Origin of the sequence: Paenimyroides marinum (assembly GCF_900108395.1) — a bacterium.
GTDB lineage: Bacteria > Bacteroidota > Bacteroidia > Flavobacteriales > Flavobacteriaceae > Flavobacterium > Flavobacterium marinum.
The window spans coordinates 1-17,583 of sequence record NZ_FNXE01000047.1; the positions used below are offsets into that span (position 1 = coordinate 1).

The 17,583-nt window shown below is 33.1% G+C and carries 21 protein-coding genes and 1 other RNA gene; 16 read left to right on the top strand and 6 right to left on the bottom strand.

Annotated elements, in window-relative coordinates; all coding sequences use genetic code 11:
- The first annotated feature begins 225 nt into the window (after positions 1-225).
- Both BLW20_RS12540 and BLW20_RS12545 read left to right on the top strand, forming a co-directional pair.
- On the top strand, positions 226-741 hold the full coding sequence (locus tag BLW20_RS12540; RefSeq protein ID WP_091101732.1) for a hypothetical protein: 516 nt from the start codon (positions 226-228) through the stop codon (positions 739-741).
- A gap of 10 nt (positions 742-751) precedes the next feature.
- Positions 752-1,492, top strand: a complete 741-nt coding sequence (locus tag BLW20_RS12545) for a dienelactone hydrolase family protein (RefSeq protein ID WP_091101735.1) — start codon at positions 752-754, stop codon at positions 1,490-1,492.
- Here the strand turns inward: BLW20_RS12545 and rnpB are convergent.
- Positions 1,490-1,796: RNase P RNA component class A (rnpB, locus tag BLW20_RS12550), an RNA gene on the bottom strand. The genes BLW20_RS12545 and rnpB overlap by 3 nt on opposite strands.
- 90 nt (positions 1,797-1,886) lie before the next feature.
- Here rnpB and murQ point away from each other — a divergent pair.
- The 4 genes from murQ (at position 1,887) to BLW20_RS12570 (ending at position 3,863) form a co-directional block, all read left to right on the top strand.
- Positions 1,887-2,708 (top strand): N-acetylmuramic acid 6-phosphate etherase, encoded by an 822-nt coding sequence (murQ, locus tag BLW20_RS12555; RefSeq protein WP_091101739.1) that lies wholly within the window; start codon positions 1,887-1,889, stop codon positions 2,706-2,708.
- The gene (locus BLW20_RS14895; RefSeq protein ID WP_091101743.1) at positions 2,708-2,938 is read left to right on the top strand and encodes a DUF6095 family protein; all 231 of its coding nucleotides are present in this window, start codon (positions 2,708-2,710) and stop codon (positions 2,936-2,938) included. The genes murQ and BLW20_RS14895 overlap by 1 nt, the downstream gene beginning before the upstream one ends.
- Positions 2,939-2,941: 3 nt before the next feature.
- Entirely contained in the window at positions 2,942-3,316 is a 375-nt protein-coding gene (locus BLW20_RS12565; protein ID WP_091101747.1) for a DNA topoisomerase IV, read from the top strand.
- Between the two features lie 163 nt (positions 3,317-3,479).
- Complete coding sequence (locus BLW20_RS12570) at positions 3,480-3,863, top strand: hypothetical protein (protein ID WP_091101751.1); 384 nt, start codon at positions 3,480-3,482, stop codon at positions 3,861-3,863.
- Positions 3,864-3,893: 30 nt separating this feature from the next.
- Here BLW20_RS12570 and BLW20_RS12575 read toward each other — a convergent pair whose 3' ends face one another.
- From BLW20_RS12575 to BLW20_RS12585, 3 genes are all read right to left on the bottom strand, one after another.
- Positions 3,894-4,289 carry a hypothetical protein gene (locus BLW20_RS12575; protein WP_091101754.1) on the bottom strand — a complete coding sequence of 132 codons (396 nt, stop codon included), beginning with the start codon at positions 4,287-4,289 and terminating at the stop codon, positions 3,894-3,896.
- 82 nt (positions 4,290-4,371) lie between these two features.
- Positions 4,372-5,409 carry an AMP-binding protein gene (locus BLW20_RS12580; RefSeq protein WP_091101758.1) on the bottom strand — a complete coding sequence of 346 codons (1,038 nt, stop codon included), beginning with the start codon at positions 5,407-5,409 and terminating at the stop codon, positions 4,372-4,374.
- A gap of 2 nt (positions 5,410-5,411) precedes the next feature.
- Positions 5,412-6,296: a CPBP family intramembrane glutamic endopeptidase gene (locus BLW20_RS12585; RefSeq protein WP_091101761.1), complete on the bottom strand. Its 885-nt coding sequence runs from the start codon at positions 6,294-6,296 to the stop codon at positions 5,412-5,414.
- A 62-nt stretch (positions 6,297-6,358) separates the two neighbouring features.
- Between BLW20_RS12585 and arsC the strand changes: the two genes are divergently transcribed.
- The 10 genes from arsC to BLW20_RS12635 all read left to right on the top strand — a co-directional run bounded on the left by arsC (position 6,359) and on the right by BLW20_RS12635 (position 14,380).
- Positions 6,359-6,700 carry an arsenate reductase (glutaredoxin) gene (gene arsC, locus BLW20_RS12590; protein WP_091101765.1) on the top strand — a complete coding sequence of 114 codons (342 nt, stop codon included), beginning with the start codon at positions 6,359-6,361 and terminating at the stop codon, positions 6,698-6,700.
- Between the two features lie 97 nt (positions 6,701-6,797).
- Positions 6,798-9,260, top strand: coding sequence for a TonB-dependent receptor (locus BLW20_RS12595; protein WP_091101768.1), 2,463 nt, complete (start codon positions 6,798-6,800; stop codon positions 9,258-9,260).
- A gap of 83 nt (positions 9,261-9,343) precedes the next feature.
- Positions 9,344-10,270 carry an EamA family transporter gene (locus BLW20_RS12600; protein ID WP_262492806.1) on the top strand — a complete coding sequence of 309 codons (927 nt, stop codon included), beginning with the start codon at positions 9,344-9,346 and terminating at the stop codon, positions 10,268-10,270.
- A 123-nt stretch (positions 10,271-10,393) separates the two neighbouring features.
- A complete protein-coding gene (locus BLW20_RS12605) occupies positions 10,394-10,666 on the top strand; it encodes a DUF2089 family protein (protein ID WP_091101802.1) in 273 nt (90 codons plus the stop codon).
- 5 nt (positions 10,667-10,671) lie between these two features.
- Positions 10,672-11,250, top strand: coding sequence for a YIP1 family protein (locus BLW20_RS12610; protein WP_091101771.1), 579 nt, complete (start codon positions 10,672-10,674; stop codon positions 11,248-11,250).
- 5 nt (positions 11,251-11,255) lie between these two features.
- The gene (locus tag BLW20_RS12615; RefSeq protein WP_091101776.1) at positions 11,256-12,494 is read left to right on the top strand and encodes an alpha/beta hydrolase; all 1,239 of its coding nucleotides are present in this window, start codon (positions 11,256-11,258) and stop codon (positions 12,492-12,494) included.
- Entirely contained in the window at positions 12,491-12,955 is a 465-nt protein-coding gene (locus tag BLW20_RS12620; protein ID WP_091101778.1) for a hypothetical protein, read from the top strand. Before BLW20_RS12615 ends, BLW20_RS12620 begins: the two co-directional genes overlap by 4 nt.
- Positions 12,955-13,119, top strand: a complete 165-nt coding sequence (locus tag BLW20_RS12625; RefSeq protein ID WP_091101781.1) for a DUF3784 domain-containing protein — start codon at positions 12,955-12,957, stop codon at positions 13,117-13,119. The genes BLW20_RS12620 and BLW20_RS12625 overlap by 1 nt, the downstream gene beginning before the upstream one ends.
- Positions 13,120-13,518: 399 nt before the next feature.
- On the top strand, positions 13,519-14,031 hold the full coding sequence (locus tag BLW20_RS12630) for a DUF1648 domain-containing protein (RefSeq protein ID WP_143037796.1): 513 nt from the start codon (positions 13,519-13,521) through the stop codon (positions 14,029-14,031).
- A 4-nt stretch (positions 14,032-14,035) separates the two neighbouring features.
- Entirely contained in the window at positions 14,036-14,380 is a 345-nt protein-coding gene (locus BLW20_RS12635) for an SdpI family protein (RefSeq protein WP_091101787.1), read from the top strand.
- Between the two features lie 29 nt (positions 14,381-14,409).
- On the opposite strand, the gene BLW20_RS12640 is transcribed toward BLW20_RS12635, so the two are convergent.
- Positions 14,410-16,608: a B12-binding domain-containing radical SAM protein gene (locus BLW20_RS12640; RefSeq protein WP_091101791.1), complete on the bottom strand. Its 2,199-nt coding sequence runs from the start codon at positions 16,606-16,608 to the stop codon at positions 14,410-14,412.
- An 81-nt stretch (positions 16,609-16,689) separates the two neighbouring features.
- The gene (locus BLW20_RS12645; protein WP_143037797.1) at positions 16,690-17,040 is read right to left on the bottom strand and encodes a hypothetical protein; all 351 of its coding nucleotides are present in this window, start codon (positions 17,038-17,040) and stop codon (positions 16,690-16,692) included.
- Positions 17,041-17,583 lie beyond the last annotated feature (543 nt).

Here is a 17,583-nt window from a genome sequence, read left to right on the forward strand (position 1 = left end):
GAACTATGCTTGTAGACAAGCATATCAAATTTATCTTTTGGAATAAAATTGATGATTTGTTTGAAAATCGGCTGACCGACTAATTTCTTTTCTGTATCTTTATTGCTCATATTTTTGATTTGTCGTAAAACCAAAATATGAAAAAAGGAGCTAACCACAATGGGAAGCTCCTTAATTTTGAAAAGTTAGTCGGTTAGTAGTGATTTAGATTTTAAATTAAAAATAATGAAAAAGTTAGTTTCTTTATTGCTAATCGGTTTAAACGTCAACTGTTATTCTCAAACAGGAGAATACATTTCACGTTTCAGCGGAGATGTTGAATATTCAACGAAATCAAAAGGTTACTATTTTGATGACATTACCTATTTAAATATAAAATCAGACAAATCTTTTGAGATTATTATAACTAACTATTCGTCTAAAAATTCTGATAAAAATTGTTGTTGGAAAACTAAAGGAACATGGAAAATGAATAAAGATGTGTTAATTTTAAATGATGAAGAAAACAACCAAACTTATCGTTTTTTAAAAAGAGAAAACAATCTTTTAGATATAGCATATCGTAAGTATAATCATCTTAACAACGATGAATTGATGTTAGAATTACTTTCAATCACAGATTTACCAAAAGAAGAAAATACATTTTTAGAAAATTTGGGAAGTGCTTTTATGTTTGAAAAAATTGATCAAAAATCTGGATTAGAAACATTTTTAAAATTAAAAAAACAACTGTGTAATTAAACAATAAACTATGAAAAATCAATTAATCCTTTTAACCGTTTTATTTACAAGCTTTTCAACCATGGCACAGGAATTAAAGAAAATATCGTACAGCGATGACTCGGTAACACATTTGGCAGAAACCATTATTGTAAAACAAAATGCACCGGGCGTTTTAATACTGCCTGCCTGGATGGGAATCGATGATGAAGCCAGAAATTCAGCTAAAGATTTATCCAACCAAGGTTATAATGTATTTATTGCCGATATTTACGGAACTACCGATACTCCAAAAGATATGGAATCTGCAAAAAAAATGTCAGCATTTTATAAGGAAAATCCCGATAAATACCGAGAAAAAATTCAATTGGCTTTAAATGAATTTATAAACTTAGGAGCCAATAAAGAAAAAACAGCAGTAATTGGTTATTGTTTTGGAGGCACTGGTGCTGTAGAGGCAGCCCGGGGAAATATGCCGTTTACAGGGGTGGTTTCTATTCACGGCGGTTTAAAAAAAGTAGATAATAATTACAATACGGCTATACAGCCAAAAGTTCTGGTAATTCATCCGGCAGAAGACGAATCGGTTTCTAAACAAGACATCGATTTGTTTATGAACGAAATGCGCAAAGGCAATGCCGACTGGCAATTCTTTTATTATGCCAATAGCAAACACACTTTTACCAATCCGCAATCAAAAGACTACAATGCTTTAATGAGCGAACGTGCCTGGAAACACGTTAAATTATTTTTAGAAGAAGTTTTGAAGTAAAAAAGCAGACCTGTAAGCCGGGTTCTGTACGTATTCCGTAAAAGAAAGGTTCTTATCATTTATCTAGACGAATCATTACTGAGACGTTCCATCTGCCTACCCTCCAACTTGCGCGAGCAGCACTTAATGTTGGTTTACATGGCATTTCACCGAATAGAGTTTACCTGGTTTCACTACAGCCTAACTGTACATACTTTCTGTTGCACTGGTCCTCACCTCACGGCGGACGGGCGTTACCCGCTATTCTGCTCTATGGTGCCCGGACTTTCCTCTGACAATTGCCAGCGATAAGACGATCTGCTTTGCTGCAAAAATACTGCGAAAATTTGTTTTATCCCTATAAATACGAAAGCTTATTAAATTTTCAGTAAATTTGTGTAAAATAAACCAAATTATGTTGTTCGATAAAATCACCGAATCTGAATCGAATTACAATCATTTAGAGCAGATGAGTGTTACCGATTTACTTGCCAATATCAATAAAGAAGATCAAACGGTACCTTGGGCAGTTCAAAAAGCTATTCCCCAGATTGAAACAGCTGTCAACAAAATCGTTAATCAATTAAAAAATGGCGGTCGATTATTTTATATCGGAGCAGGGACTTCGGGCAGATTGGGTATTGTTGATGCATCGGAATGTCCACCAACATTTGGAGTAGATTATGACACAGTGATTGGGTTGATTGCCGGTGGAGATACTGCCATTAGAAAATCGGTTGAAAACGCTGAAGATAATATCCATCAAGCCGAAAGAGATCTGAAGGAATATCAAATCAATTCAAACGATTTTGTTATTGGAATTGCAGCATCAGGCACCACACCCTATGTTTTAGGAGGATTAGATTTTTGCAAGAAAAACAATATTCCCACAGGTGGAATTACCTGCAATGCAAACAGCCCGCTGGCATTAACTGCCGATTTTCCCATTGTTGTAATTGTCGGTCCTGAATTTGTAACCGGAAGCTCCCGAATGAAAGCCGGAACAGCACAAAAACTGGTTCTAAACATGATTTCTACAACCACTATGATTCAGTTGGGGCACGTAAAAGGGAACAAAATGGTCGATATGAAATTATCAAACGACAAATTGGTCAATCGCGCCGTAAAAATGGTAATGGATGAACTGAACGTACCTCAAGAAAAGGCTACAAAGCTAATTGATGAATTTGGCAATGTTCGCAATGCCATAGATAATTATTTAAAATACGGAAAATAATGGAAACGCCCGATGTTAATAAAGTTAAGATTTATAAAGGTTTACAAAAAATACTTATTGCCATTCTTTTAATGTTTATTGGTCCAATAATTATTTATTCCTCTTTTAAAAACGAAGGTCATTTTATGTATTATCCCGTTTTAATCTTTGGATGTTTGATGTGCTTATTTTCAATGTATCTTTTTTTTATGGGATTACGAACTTTAGTAAGTGGTTTTTTTAACGATTAGTTTATGAAAAAGAAATTATTTTTAGCAACAGTTCCTTTGATTTTGGTAGGATGCTATAATCAAGAAAGAAATTGTACCGACTTTAAAACGGGTACTTTTCAATTTGAACAGGAAATCAATGGAGAGAAACATACATCAACATTTGTACGAACCGAAAAATACGAAATTGAAACGTATAACGGCAAAACGGATACGGCGAGTATTCGCTGGGTAAACGATTGTGAATACATTTTGCATAAGCTTCACCCAAAAAATATGGCGGAGAAAAAAGCGGTTCAAATGAAAATTTTAACTACAAAAAATAACAGTTATATATTTGAATACAACATTGTTGGCGATGCAAACAAGCAAAAAGGAGAAATAAAAAAGATTAAATAAACCTGTTACAATCCATATAGGTTCAATCTTAAAAAACGGATTTATCATGAGTCAAAAATCTGAACACCAATTTTTTCATAGTACCTGCAAAATCATTATTATTTTTTGTTAAAAGTAAAATCAAATTACTTTTTTTTGTATCTTTAGATAAAAGAATCAAATTATGAAAAAAATAGTTTTATTTGCGTTATTCCTTTTAGGAACTCACTACTCAAACGCACAAGAAGTTGAAACCGATATTGAAATTGTAGATAAAGTAAAAACGGTTTTTATGACAGTAAATGCAGACCGTTTTCAAGATTTAAAAGATTTTGACTGGCGTACGCATTTAACAGATGTTTTTAAAAATGTTCCGGATGATGCAACCATTGGCATCAGGGTAAACATTATGGACAAACAGCTAACAGAAGATATTGCAACATTACCCAATAAAATGTCTATACAGGAAATTGGTACTGCAAATAAAAAAGAAGAAATTCTACGCAGTATGGTAAGTAAGGTTAAGCTTTTTATTGAAGATGAACAACAGGGAAATAATATTGATTAACATAAAAAATCCGGCAGTTACCGGATTTTTTTATATAGTTACATAATACACATCGCTTGAATTTCTATTAATATTCAATACTTCAAACCCACCCTCTTCAGGAATAATCTCTACCAAATCAAACAATTTACAACTTTGTGGCAATCCTTTAAAAATCAGGGTAAATTCTAATGGTTTATTAAATGGTATCAATGTCCAGGCTGGAGCGAAACTGATTCCTTCTGCAAAAAGCATTTTGTATTTTTTACCTGTTTTTTTATCTATTAAATACGTGCTTTTCCATATCCTGGCAGCATCGCCAAAATCCATTCCGTAAATAGAACAATGAATGATAACCTGCTTTTCTTCCATGTGAAGAAGCGATAATTCGTTTTTTAGTTCGTTACAAATTTCAACTTTTAAATCTTCCTCTATCATTGTACTCATAACATCATTTTTGAGTTTAATTGAATGGCAAAGATAGTTCGAAATAAGAAAAATACACACTAAATTTATCCTTTTATACGGCTTATACGGCGATCGTTTCTCTTCTTAGAACTTTGCCTGTAGGTGTTTCTTTAAATTTACTAACAAATACGGTTTCTTTTGGTTTTTCGTATTTTCCTAAACCGTCAAAAACTTCGGGAAGCAAGATGTAAGGTGCGTGTTCAATAACCAAAACCAGTTTTTGACCTAATTCTGCATCTTCTTTTCCAATCACATAAAAACGGTACGGAATATATTCTGACAGCTTTTGTTCTATTATTTCAGGAATTAATTTAACACCGCCACTGTTAATTATATTGTCGTGACGACCTATCCATGCAAATTGAATATCGTTAGGCATCTCGACCATATCGTTTGTAACAATTAAATAGTCAGACACCAATGGTGCTTCAATAATCAAACAGCCTCTTTCATCCTGTGAGATATTGGCATGCGGCAACACGGTAAAATATTTTTCATCGATTTTTTTTGCAGCTATGTGCGTAATGGTTTCGGTCATTCCGTAAGTTTCATAAACATCAACCATCATTCCGCTCAGCAGTTTTTTGGTTTGCTCATTAAGTTTCGCTCCGCCTACAATTAATATTTTGCACTGTTCGATTTGAGTAATAGAATGATGCACCTGTAACGGAACCATTGCCACAAAATCATACACTTTATCATTGTTCTTTAAAGGCTCTTTGGTAGGATTTACAAAATCTAATTCCAACCCCAATAGTACCGCGCGTATAAACATCATTTTTCCGGCTATGTAACGGGCCGGTAAGCAAAGTAACGCCTTATCTTTTGGACTCAATTTAAAGAATTCGCCGGTTGCCAAAGCAGATGCTTCCATTGCTTGCTTTTTGAGCTTAATTTCTTTGGGTTTTCCTGTGGTTCCCGATGTTGTCAGCGTGATGTAATCATTATCATCAAACCATTGCAGGATCAAATCACCCAAATCTTTTTCATGTGCTTCGCCATCTCGAATAAGCATTATTGCTAATTCACTGATGCTTTCTTTATTATAAGAGTGTCCATTAAGTTTAAAATCGGGATGAATACAAATTTTCTGTTCCATAGTTAAATAGATTTAAACAATTTTTGCTTCCAGTTTGCCCAATTATATTTCTTTGCAAAAATGAATAACAAGATAGGAAAAATAATAAAAACTTGTATCAATAATTCATAAATATTTGGTTCGGAAGTTACAACAAAAAGCGCATCGGTTTGAAAAACAGTCGATTCTGTGGTAACAATTAACGCTCCTATTAAGTTATTTGCTGCGTGAAATCCTAATGCGAGTTCTAATCCGTCATCCATCAGCGTCATTATTCCCAACAAAAAACCGCAGCCAATGTAAAATATCATTATTGACACACCCATTGCAGAAACTTCGGGGTTTGATAAATGCATTAATCCAAAAATGACCGATGTTGTAACCAAAGCTACTCCCCTGTTCTTAGATATAAACGCTATGAACTGCATAAAATACCCCCTAAAGAAATATTCTTCAAAACTTGTTTGTACCGGAATAAAAATGATTGCAATGATGAAAAGCGGGATAAATGCCCGAAGATTAAACTGAAACTGAAAACTTTCGGGTTCTAAAAAGTAGCTTACCGTTAAAATCACAAAATTGATTAATACCCAAACCGTAAACGAAAAAATAATCCGTTGCCAATCTACCTTTTTTCTGCACGTGGTTAATTGCTTTACCGAATATTTATGAATGAATATCCACCACAAAAAAAGCATCGCTAAAAAAAATAAAAAGGGTATTAAAAACGTGAAAAAGGTAGCATTTTTACCTAAACGATTTATAGAATCCTGAATAACGGCATCTGTATCAATTTCCATTATGCTTGAAAAAAGAATGTTTATTGCCATAAATCCTATAAAGCAAAAAACATAAGGTACATATTTTAAAATGCTCGACGAATCTCTTTTAAATTGTTTTAAATACATAAACGGTGCTTATTTATACACGAAGTTAAGTAAATTTGTAAAGAAACGAATAAGAAAATATCATGATAAAAATTTACCACAATCCGCGTTGCAGTAAATCTCGCGAGGGATTATGCACATTGCAAGATTTAAACCAGAAAGTTGAAATTATAAACTATATCGAGAATCCGTTAACGTTTAACGAGCTTAAAAGACTAATTGCTCTTTTAAAAATAAAGCCTATTGAATTGGTTCGTACCAAAGAAAGCATTTGGAAAGAACAGTTCAAAGACAAAAATCTTACCGATGAAGAAATAATTGAGGCTATGGTTACCCACCCAAAACTAATTGAACGACCAATTGTTGTAAACGGCAACAAAGCCGTAATTGCAAGACCAATTGAGAAAATAGACGAAATCATTTGATTCACCGCATTTCACTACCATTTAACATTAAATTTAGAATAAATGAATAAGGTGGTATTAATTTTGCTGCAAAGAATAGAAACATAAAAAAATAGATATGAAAGCAATAAATTACGTTTATTGTGCTGTTTTTGCTTTAGCTACATCTGCTGCTTTTTCACAAGAGAGTGATCAGGTTACCGTAACCGGAACAGTTGTAGAAAAAACAACAAATACACCTTTGGAATATGCCAGTATTACCATAGAAAGCACAATGGACTCCAACAACATTACCGGAGACATGTCTGATGCATCGGGAAAATTCAGCATCCCTGTTACGCCAGACACCTATCAAATCCGCATTGAATATCTGGGGTATAAAACGTACGTTATTGATTCAAAAGATATTTCTACCTCTGTAAACTTAGGAACCATTTTGATTGAAGGTGATGCCGAAGTTTTAGATGCTATTGTGGTACAAGCCAAGAGAGCAGCTGTTGAATTAAAATTAGACAAACGCATTTACAATGTAAGCGATGATGCCATGGTTAAAGGTGGAAATGCCAGCGATGTATTAGATAATATTCCATCGGTTGAAGTCGATTCTGATGGAAACGTGAGTTTACGAGGAAACGAATCGGTAAAAGTTCTTATTGACGGAAAACCATCAGGGATGGCTGCCAATATTGGTGATGCCTTAAAAATGATTCCATCGGAATCTTTAGATCGTGTAGAAGTAATCACAAACCCGTCTGCTCGTTACGAAGCAGAAGGTGGTGCCGGAATTATTAACATCATCCTAAAAAAAGGAAGCAACGCAGGTATTAACGGAAGTGTAACTGCAAACGTGGGAGATCCTACAAGTTATGGTGTAAATGCAATGGTTAACTACCGCGAAGATAAATTCAATTTATATTCAGGTCTTGGTTATGCAAAAAACAAAACGTTTGGAAATTCATTAAACGAATCACAGTATTTTGATGAAAACGGAAATACATCGAGCTTTGTTGACGAATATTCTAAAAGTACCCGCGAACGCGAAAGCATCAACGGAAACATTGGTCTTGATTATAATTTAACAGATAAATTAACCTGGACCAATAACCTCAACTACCGCAAAAGCACGGGTGATAATCCACGAACGCTGAATTACAATAATTATGATGACGACAGAAACCTATTGTACAGAAACATTCGCCAGACTGAAGAAGATGATTTTAAAGAAAGTGTAGAATATAACACCGATTTCACCTATAAATTCAATGAAAGCGGACATCAGTTATTTGTTTCGGGAAGCATCAACAAAAACAGAGATATTGAAGATTCGGATATCACAACAACCAATCAGGCAAATACTGTTTTAGCACAAGATGTAACTAGTGCAACCGAAAATGAATTACGCCATATTGCACGTATAGATTACGTTTTACCGTTTAATGAGAATAGTCAGTTTGAAGCTGGTTATTTAGGAAACTTCAACGAATTAAATACTAAATTCAACATCAACTCTTTAAACTCAGACGGTGTTTTAGAACCGAATGATTTGTTTAAGAACGATTTACAATACAAAGAACGAGTTCATGCATTTTACACACAGTTTGGAGATAAGGTAAACAAATTCAGTTATATGCTGGGCTTGCGCTGGGAAGCTACCGAAATTGACGTGAACCAGATGACTACAATGGATTTCAACAATAAAAAATACAACAACTTTTTCCCGAGTGCGTTCTTAAATTATGAATTTACTGATGGAGAAAATGTTACGGTAAGTTACAGCCGAAGAGTACGCAGACCTCGCGGGCGTATGCTAAATCCTGTTTCAAATTATTCAAGTTCCATTAATTTCTTTATGGGAAATCCTAATTTGGATCCGTCGTTTACCAATGCTTTAGATTTTGGATATATGAAACGTTGGAACCAGCTTACCTTAAACACTTCATTGTATTACAACCATACAACCGATGCTACGCAATTTGTAAGAAGAGTTGACGGCGTAAACGAAGAAGGCATTCCCGTAACAATCAGCAGTCCAATTAACCTGGCAACAGAATACCGCTATGGTCTTGAATTAAATTTAAATTACAATCCTTTCCGCTGGTGGCGTATGAATGCCAATGCCAACCTTTTTCAGGTATCAACCCGTGGTGATTATACCTATGTTGATTTTGAAGGAAACAGTATTACTCAAAATTTTGACAATGATGCATTTACGTGGATGGGTAGAATTAATTCACGTGTAACGCTCCCTGCAAAGATCGATTGGCAAACCAATTTTATGTACCGTGGTGCCCAAAAAACAGCACAGGGTAAAGTTTTAGGAAATGCTTCTGTAAATATGTCGTTAAGCAAAGAGGTTTTAAAAGACAAAGCAACCATTGCGTTAAACGTTCAGGATTTATTCAATTCAAGAAAACGTATGAGCGAAACACAACTTGCACAGGCTTTTTCTTATTCTGAAATGCAGTGGAGAGAACGTACCGTTAATTTAGCGTTTACTTACCGTTTTAACCAAACAAAAGCAGACGTGCAAAAAGAACAAAGAAAACAGCAACCTTCCGAAGATATGGAGGAGATTATGTAAACATTTTATAAGTATAAAAAAGTCTGGAGTTTTTCAGACTTTTTTATTTGGTACTTTTGTAATTAATCTTTAAAAATTCTATTTTGAATTCAACGTTAAAAGGAATCTTGTTTGTTGCTTTAGGAGCCAGTAGTTACGGAATGTTGGCATCGTTTGTAAAAATGGCTTACAAGCAAGGCTATACAACTGCCGAAGTAACTGTTTCGCAATTTTTACTGGCAATTATTTGCCTGTTAATTATCAACTTATTCATAAACCATACACAAACTGCCACTAAAACCAACATTTTTAAATTAGTTTTAAGCGGTACATCAATGGGGTTTACCAGCGTTTTATATTATCTGTGTGTAAAATATTTGAACGCATCAATTGCTGTGGTGCTGTTAATGCAATCGGTTTGGATTGGCGTTTTAATTGAGGCTTTCATTAATAAAAAACAGCCTTCGTTTGCCAAATTAGCCGCAGTAGTATTTGTATTGGTGGGAACACTTTTGGCAACAAATATTTTTAACAATCAAATAACATTTGATATAAAAGGGTTTATCTTTGGTTTTTTGTCGGCTGTATCCTTTTCAATAACATTATTGAGTACCAACAGCGTAGCACAACACCTCAATCCCTTTAAACGCAGTTTTTTTATGCTGTTAGGTGGTGGAATTATTGTTTTAATTTTTGCGTTGCTCACACAATTACTCCCTACCTATTTTAATTTTAATTTAATTTCAACAGAGTTTATTGCCGTAAAGCACTTTGATACCTCTATTTTATATACTTGGGGAATTTTACTTTCTATTTTTGGAACCATTCTCCCTCCCATTCTTTTAAACAAAGGATTTCCGTTAGTTGGCGTTGGATTGGGAAGTATTGTATCTGCTTTAGAGTTGCCTGTTTCCGTAACTTTTGCTTTTGTATTTTTAAAAGAACAAGTTTTGTTTTCACAATGGATAGGCATTCTGATTATTTTGGGAGCTGTGTTATTAATTAATTGGAATTTGATTAAGAAAAAGTAAAAACGATCTTTAATATTATTAAACAAAAATCCGTAAATATGAATTTGACGGATTTTTTTATTGCACATTAAATTAATTTTATTTATTTTTGAATTAACAAAATTAAAATTTAATTTTATTAAAATGAAAACAAAATTACCAACCCTCTGCCCCAGTTGCGAAAGTTTGTTAAACGTATCGCAATTAAGCTGTGAAAACTGTCAAACAGTTGTACAAGGAACGTATCCGTTACCCATTTTTCTCAAGCTGTCGCCGAAAGAACAAGAATTTATATTACAGTTTTTTTTAACAAGTGGCAGCTTAAAAGAAATGGCAGCGCAATTAGGTATAAGTTACCCAACGGTTCGCAACCAGTTAGACGATATGATACAACACATTAAAGACCTTAACATTTAAACATTATGAATAAATTATTACAACTATTAAAAAATCCTTTTGCCATTATTGAAGATAAAAAACTATTGTTTTTTGGAATCTTCTCATTTATCATTGGAATCTTTTTGGCGTATTATTTTCAATTACAACGACAAATTTTACGACTAAATATATTAGAAACACCAACTATTACACAAGTAATTATCTGGCATTTTATTATTGTTGCTTCATTAGCTATCATGTTTTTTACTCTTGGAAAAATTATCAATCGCAAAACTCGATTTTTAGATATTTTAAATACGGTGCTTATTGCATTGATTCCTATTTATATTTCGTTTTTTCAGAATTTCAATAATTTTCTAACTGTACAGACCACACAAATGCTTGATGCTATAAAAGACGGAAGTATTTATACCCAATCACCACCTGTATTATTTATATTGGTAGGATTTATAGGACTTTTCTTATTTATATATTACATCTATTTGCTTTTTATTGGTTTTAAAACTGCCACCAATGCTAAAAAAACAAGTCATTATGTATTGTTTTTTGTTCTCCTTATCATTACAGATATTCTAACGTCAGGTTTAATTAATTCAATATAAATATTATGAAACAAATTATCTTACTTTTTATTTTACTCTTCGGTTTTTCATCTTTCGCTCAAATCGAAGGAACCTGGAACGGAAACATTGAAATTCCCAACCAAAAATTACCTTTTATTCTACATATTACAAAAGAAAACGGGCAATTTAAAGCAACTTCCGACAGTCCTTCTCAAGGTGGTTTTGGATTAGAGATAAATGAAGTCCGCTTTGAAAACAATACGCTTTATTTAAAGCAAAACCAGACAATGATGACCTATGAAGGTAAACTTGTTGATGAACAAAACATTAAAGGTGATTTTAAACAAGGAAGCTACTCGTTCACATTGAATTTAATAAAGGAAGATCCCAAAAAAAGTATTTCTTCGTTTTCAAAAAACTATGAGGTAAAAGAAATAAAAGTGTCCGAAGAGCTAATTGGCGATTTATACGAAACGCCAAATAAAGAAACCGTTATCTTATTGATTGCAGGTTCGGGTCCTACAGACCGTAATGGGAATACTATGGGAATGGCAGTAAACAATTCGTTAAAATATTTGGCCGAAGATTTAGCCAAAAACAATTACGATGTTTTTACCTATGACAAACGTGTGGTGTATCTGCTTAAAAACAATAAAGAAATACCTACAATGGATTTTCAACACGGAATTAACGATGCAGAAACCGTTATAAGTTATCTAAAAAATACTTTAGGTTATAAAAACATTGTAGTTGCCGGGCACAGTGAAGGTTCGTTAGTGGGAATGACAGCCTCACAAAAAAATGTTTCTGCATTTATTTCATTGGCAGGAACCGGTAATACCATTGATGTTATCTTAAAAGAACAAATCAACAAACAGGCTCCTATGCTTAATGACGCAAATGCAAAAATCTTAGAACAGCTAAAAGAAGGGAAAATAGTAAAAGATGTAAACCCAATGCTGCAATCTTTATACGATGAAGAAAATCAACCTTTTTTAATTGATTGGATCAAAAGAAATCCACAAAATGAGATTGCAAAATTGAATATTCCTGTTTTAATAATTAACGGAACCAAAGATATTCAGGTAGAAGAAAAAGAAGCCGAGTTACTACATAAAGCCAATCCAAAATCCACAATGGTTATCATTGATAACATGAATCATATTTTTAAAGAAATTGAAAAGGATGAAGAAAACATGGCTTCATACAACAACCCGAATTTACCTATACAAAAAGATTTAACTACGGTAATTGTACATTTTTTAAATGAAAATAAATTATGAAACCATTATTCACAGAAAAACAACGTTTTAACCAATGGTGGATATGGTTATTGTTGGTAGTAAGTTCAATTGCACCAATAATTGGGTTGTATCGAGAATATATTAACAGATCATCTTTTCAAAATATAAGATTATCAAGTTTTATTGTGCTTTTTTTAGTATTCTTACTTCTAGTAATTTTACAATTAAAAACAACAATCACATCAAAAAGCATTCACTTGGCATATTTTCCTTTTGTTTGGAAAACCATTAATCTGGCAGATATCGAAACAATGAAAGTAGTAAATTACGGTTTTGTTGGCGGTTGGGGAATTCGCTTGTGGACATCGTACGGAACGGTTTACAATGTACGCGGTAACAAAGGATTGCATATTAAACTAAAAAACGGCAAACAGTTGGTTATCGGCACGCAAAAACCCGAAAAATTAGAAAAAGTAGTTGAACAATTAAACAGTAAATAATGTACGCAGGCTTTATTATTGCTTTTATTATGGCACTTATTGCCAGTCTTTTAAACGAAGAAAACGCGGGCAGTTTGCTCGCCGGTTATAATACGATGGCAGACGATAAAAAGAAAAACGTTGATTTTAAAGCAATCGTAAAACTGCATCACATTGTTTTTTAAAGTATTGCTGCCATTTAAGTCATTTCAAATCTTTTAATCTTTTTAAAGAAAAAATGAAAAATTAGTTCCAATTGTTATTATTCTGACTATAAGCTGGGGATTGATTCCGTTATTCCTTTTTGGAAAAAAGTATGATAAAAACGAATACAAAAGTTGGCAAAAATGGTTTCAAATGTTTATGATAGCTTTATTATTCTTTGGCGGATTATTTTTAAGCTATATGATTTGGTCAACACCTTTAAACGAATTAAGTAAAGTAAGTTGAATATTAATAACTCAATATACAAAAAATTATATTTTAGGAAAAACCTCACAGGTTTTTAGAAACCTGTGAGGTTTAAAAAAATCAATAGATTTTATAATAGATATTACTTATTGTTGGAATTAAAAATTTTATTAATGAACAAACATCCAAAAATAAAGATTAATCATACAAAAAATGATCTATTTACAGAAGTTATCGCTTTTCTTTTGCTGATCTTTTTTTGGATAATCAGTATTTTATCACTTGATTATTTACCTAATGAAATTCCTACACATTATGATGGTTCTGGACAGGTTGATGCTTTTGGAGATAAAGAAACTATTCTAATTTTACCTTTTATTGCTACGTTACTGCTAATAATGATGAGCATACTTTCAAAATTTCCTCACACCTTTAATTATAGTGTAGAAATCACAGCAGAAAATGCAGAAAAACAATATAGAAATGCAATTGGTTTTATTCGCTTGTTAAAAATTGCAGTTCTGTTACTTTTTATTTTTATAAATTATCAAACTATGCAAATTGCTTTAGAAAAGAATGAAAACCTGAGCGTATGGTTTTTACCAGTTACTATACTTTTTTTCATTACTTTGGTGGGATACAATCTTTATAAAACATATAAAATCAATCAGAAATCAAAATTATAAAACTATGAACACTATTTTAGAAATCACCAACCCTATGTTACTTCTTGTGGGAATTACATTTATCATTGTAGGTGCGATTATGTACAAATTCCCACCTAAAAAAATAAATGGGTTGTATGGATACCGAACGGCATCATCAATGAAAAACCAACAAAAATGGAATTTTGCTCAAAAATATAGTGCTAAAATAATGGCTTTAATTGGTTTAGTAATGTTATTATTTTCTTTTACGAGAACCTTGCTTCCTTTTGATGACGATCAGACAGCCATTTTCGGAATCGGTATATTATTAGCAAGCGTTATTATAATGCTGGTGATTGTGGAAAGAAGATTAAAAAAAATACCATAAAAAGTCGTTCACTTGAACAACGTTTTTAGTTATATAACCAACAATCCAAAATCGCGTAATTGTTCGCCTTGTTTTGAGAAAATAAAGGGTTCAAAATCTTCGTTATTTTGTGCTTCAAAACTCTGTTTCATTTGTCCATAAGACAAAACACCTTTAGGATTTTGTTTTAAATCATTCAAAAATTGTTGCAACCACTCACCTGTTTCTAAATCTACTTCTACTTCTAAAAAATCATGTTTAGAATGAAAGGTTACCCGGGCTTTTTCAAACGACTTTCCCTTTTTTGTTTTGGTAAAAGGTTTCACAACCGCCGAGCTTCCCAGCCAAACTACTTTTTGTGCGTTTTTGTAAGTTGGGAAAGGTTCGTTTTCTAATACCGAAACAATATAATCAGGTGCAACTTTTGTGCGGGGCACTTTAAAATCAAACCATTCTTGCAATGGAAAATCAAAGCACAAACCGTGCATATAATTAAAGAGTGATTTTTTTAATCCGTAAGAAAATTTTTCATGTAACGCACCTGATTTTTCTTTGTGAACCAAATCGTTGTTTGCAAATGAACCTGTTTCTTTTGTTAAATTAATCACATCAAACGCTTCCGGATCTAATCCCACAGGACTGTGAGCCGTCATGGCAAATTGATGCCAGAACCCCGATTGCATAATGCCGACTTCAAACATTTGTCGTACCATTTCCAACGAATCAATTGTTTCTTGAGCCGTTTGCGTAGGGAAACCGTACATTAAATACGCATGTACCATAATGCCGGCTTCGGTAAAATTACGGTTCACCCGTGCTACCTGTTCTACCGTAACACCTTTATCTATTAATTTCAATAATCGATCCGATGCTACTTCTAATCCACCCGAAACGGCAATACAGCCCGAAGCTTTTAACAATCGACATAGATCTAACGTAAAATTCTTCTCAAAACGAATATTTGTCCACCACGAAACGGTTAACTTGCGTTTAATGATTTCAATAGCCACTTCGCGCATCAGTGCAGGCGGTGCTGCTTCGTCAACAAAATGGAAACCGGTGTTGCCTGTGGTGGCAATTAACTGTTCTATTCGATCTACAATTTCTTTAGCAGCAATAGGTTCGTAAATTTTAATATAATCTAACGAAATATCACAAAAGGTACATTTACCCCAATAACAACCGTGTGCCATTGTTAATTTGTTCCATCTGCCATCGCTCCACAAACGATGCATGGGATTTACCACCTCGATTACCGAAATATATTGATTGAGATCGATGTCAGAATAATCCGGGCAACCTATTTCGCTTTGCTTGTAATCTTTAATTAACGGATTATTGATGAATTTTACTTGGTCATTTTCTAAAACAAAAGTCCGTTTTAATTCCGATTGAGGAATTTCATTAGTTACAAATTTAATCAGCTGTTCTGTGGGTGCTTCTCCATCGTCTAAATTGATAAAATCAAAAAATTCAAACACACGCACATCAGAAACAGAACGCAATTCGGTATTGGGGAATCCGCCACCCATTACAATTTTAATATTCGGATAATGTTGTTTGATATATTGTGCACAACGAAACGCACTGTACAAATTGCCTGGAAACGGAACCGAAAAACCGACGATTTTAGGATTTGTTTTTTGAATCAAATCCTTTAATAATTTTAAGGTTATTTGATCGATATAAGTTGGATCTTCATTTAATTTTTGATATAATTCGTCAAACGAATTTGCGGATCTGCCTAAACGTTCTGCATATCGGCTAAAACCAAAATTTTCATCTACTGTTTCAATAATCAAATCAGAAATATCTTCTAAATACAAGGTAGCATAATGCTTGGCTTTATCCTGAAATCCCATAGATCCAAATGCCCAATCTAAGTCATCTAAATGAGAAAAACGAGAAGCTTGGGGCAAAAAATCATCGTGAACAATAGCATTTGCCAGTGTGGGGTTTTTTCCTTGTAAAAAAGAAATCACCACATCGACAGATTGTACATAATCATCTTTTAACGCCACGATTCGCTGTGCATTTTCACCTAATTCAAACGCATTATTATCTATATACTCAAACAAATTCTGCAAGCCTTTTTTTGAAAATAGCTCTAAAATCACTTCCATTCCCAAATCAGACTGATAGGAAGAAATATTTTTTGTATTCAAAAATCCCTTCAAGTAAACTGTGCCCGGATAAGGTGTGTTTAACTGTGTAAAAGGCGGCGTTATAAGTAAGATTTGCGTTTCCAAACAATGCGAATTTCTGGCAAAAATACGTTTTTAAAGATGATATTTTTTAGTACCTATATAAAATATATCATTTTGATATATTCAACCTATTGCTTTTTTGAATGTAGCTTTCTTATATATTATTATTGTTTCTAAAATGTTTCTCAACGAAATTCCACAAGGAATAATGCTTATTAGAGATTCTAATTCTTTTATGGCTTTTTGGATATCTGTTTTTGAGGTTTCCAGACACTTCAGTATAATGTATTCTTTATTTGTAGTTCCAGAATTTTTACAGTAATAAGAAATTGCTTGTAATGTTTCAAGTACCGATAGTAAAATTTCAGTTTTCGGGAAATGATTTTTATTTTCCCGTATAAAAGATAAAGGTTTGGAGTAATTTATTTCAATAATACTTTCTATTTGCGATTGTTCATCTTTTTTAATATTCATAGTGTAATTATTTATAAAAACGTGGGCTATTCCAATTGCTTGTCCAGATAGCCCGACCAAAGGCTGCATTACAAAGCAAAAAGGAACGCCCACGAAATCGCAGGCATTTCCACTCTCACTTCCTGTAATGCTTGAAAAAAATTGGTCGTATTTTCTGAACAGGAAATTTTAAAGCGAAACGCTATATTTTAATATGTTTATTACTTTTTTAATTCATTTATCTTCTCTTTTTACATAGCTAAGCAAAGTTATTCATTTTTTCAAAAAAAACAATGTATTATTATTTCAATAAACTTTAAATCAATATGTTCTTTCACTACTAAACGGGCAATCTTTCAAATAGGGCAAAATTAGTTGCTAATCTATTGAATATCAATACATCTTTTTAGTTTCCCCAAAACCCACCTCCCCCTTATTTTAGAACAAAGAAGTCTGAAGGCAGGGTGATTTATTTCGCTTTTTTCGTTTTTGGTATGTCCTTCGGCTATTTTGCACCATCCAAAACACATCAACGTGGCTGATCAGGTGTATTCTGACCAATGC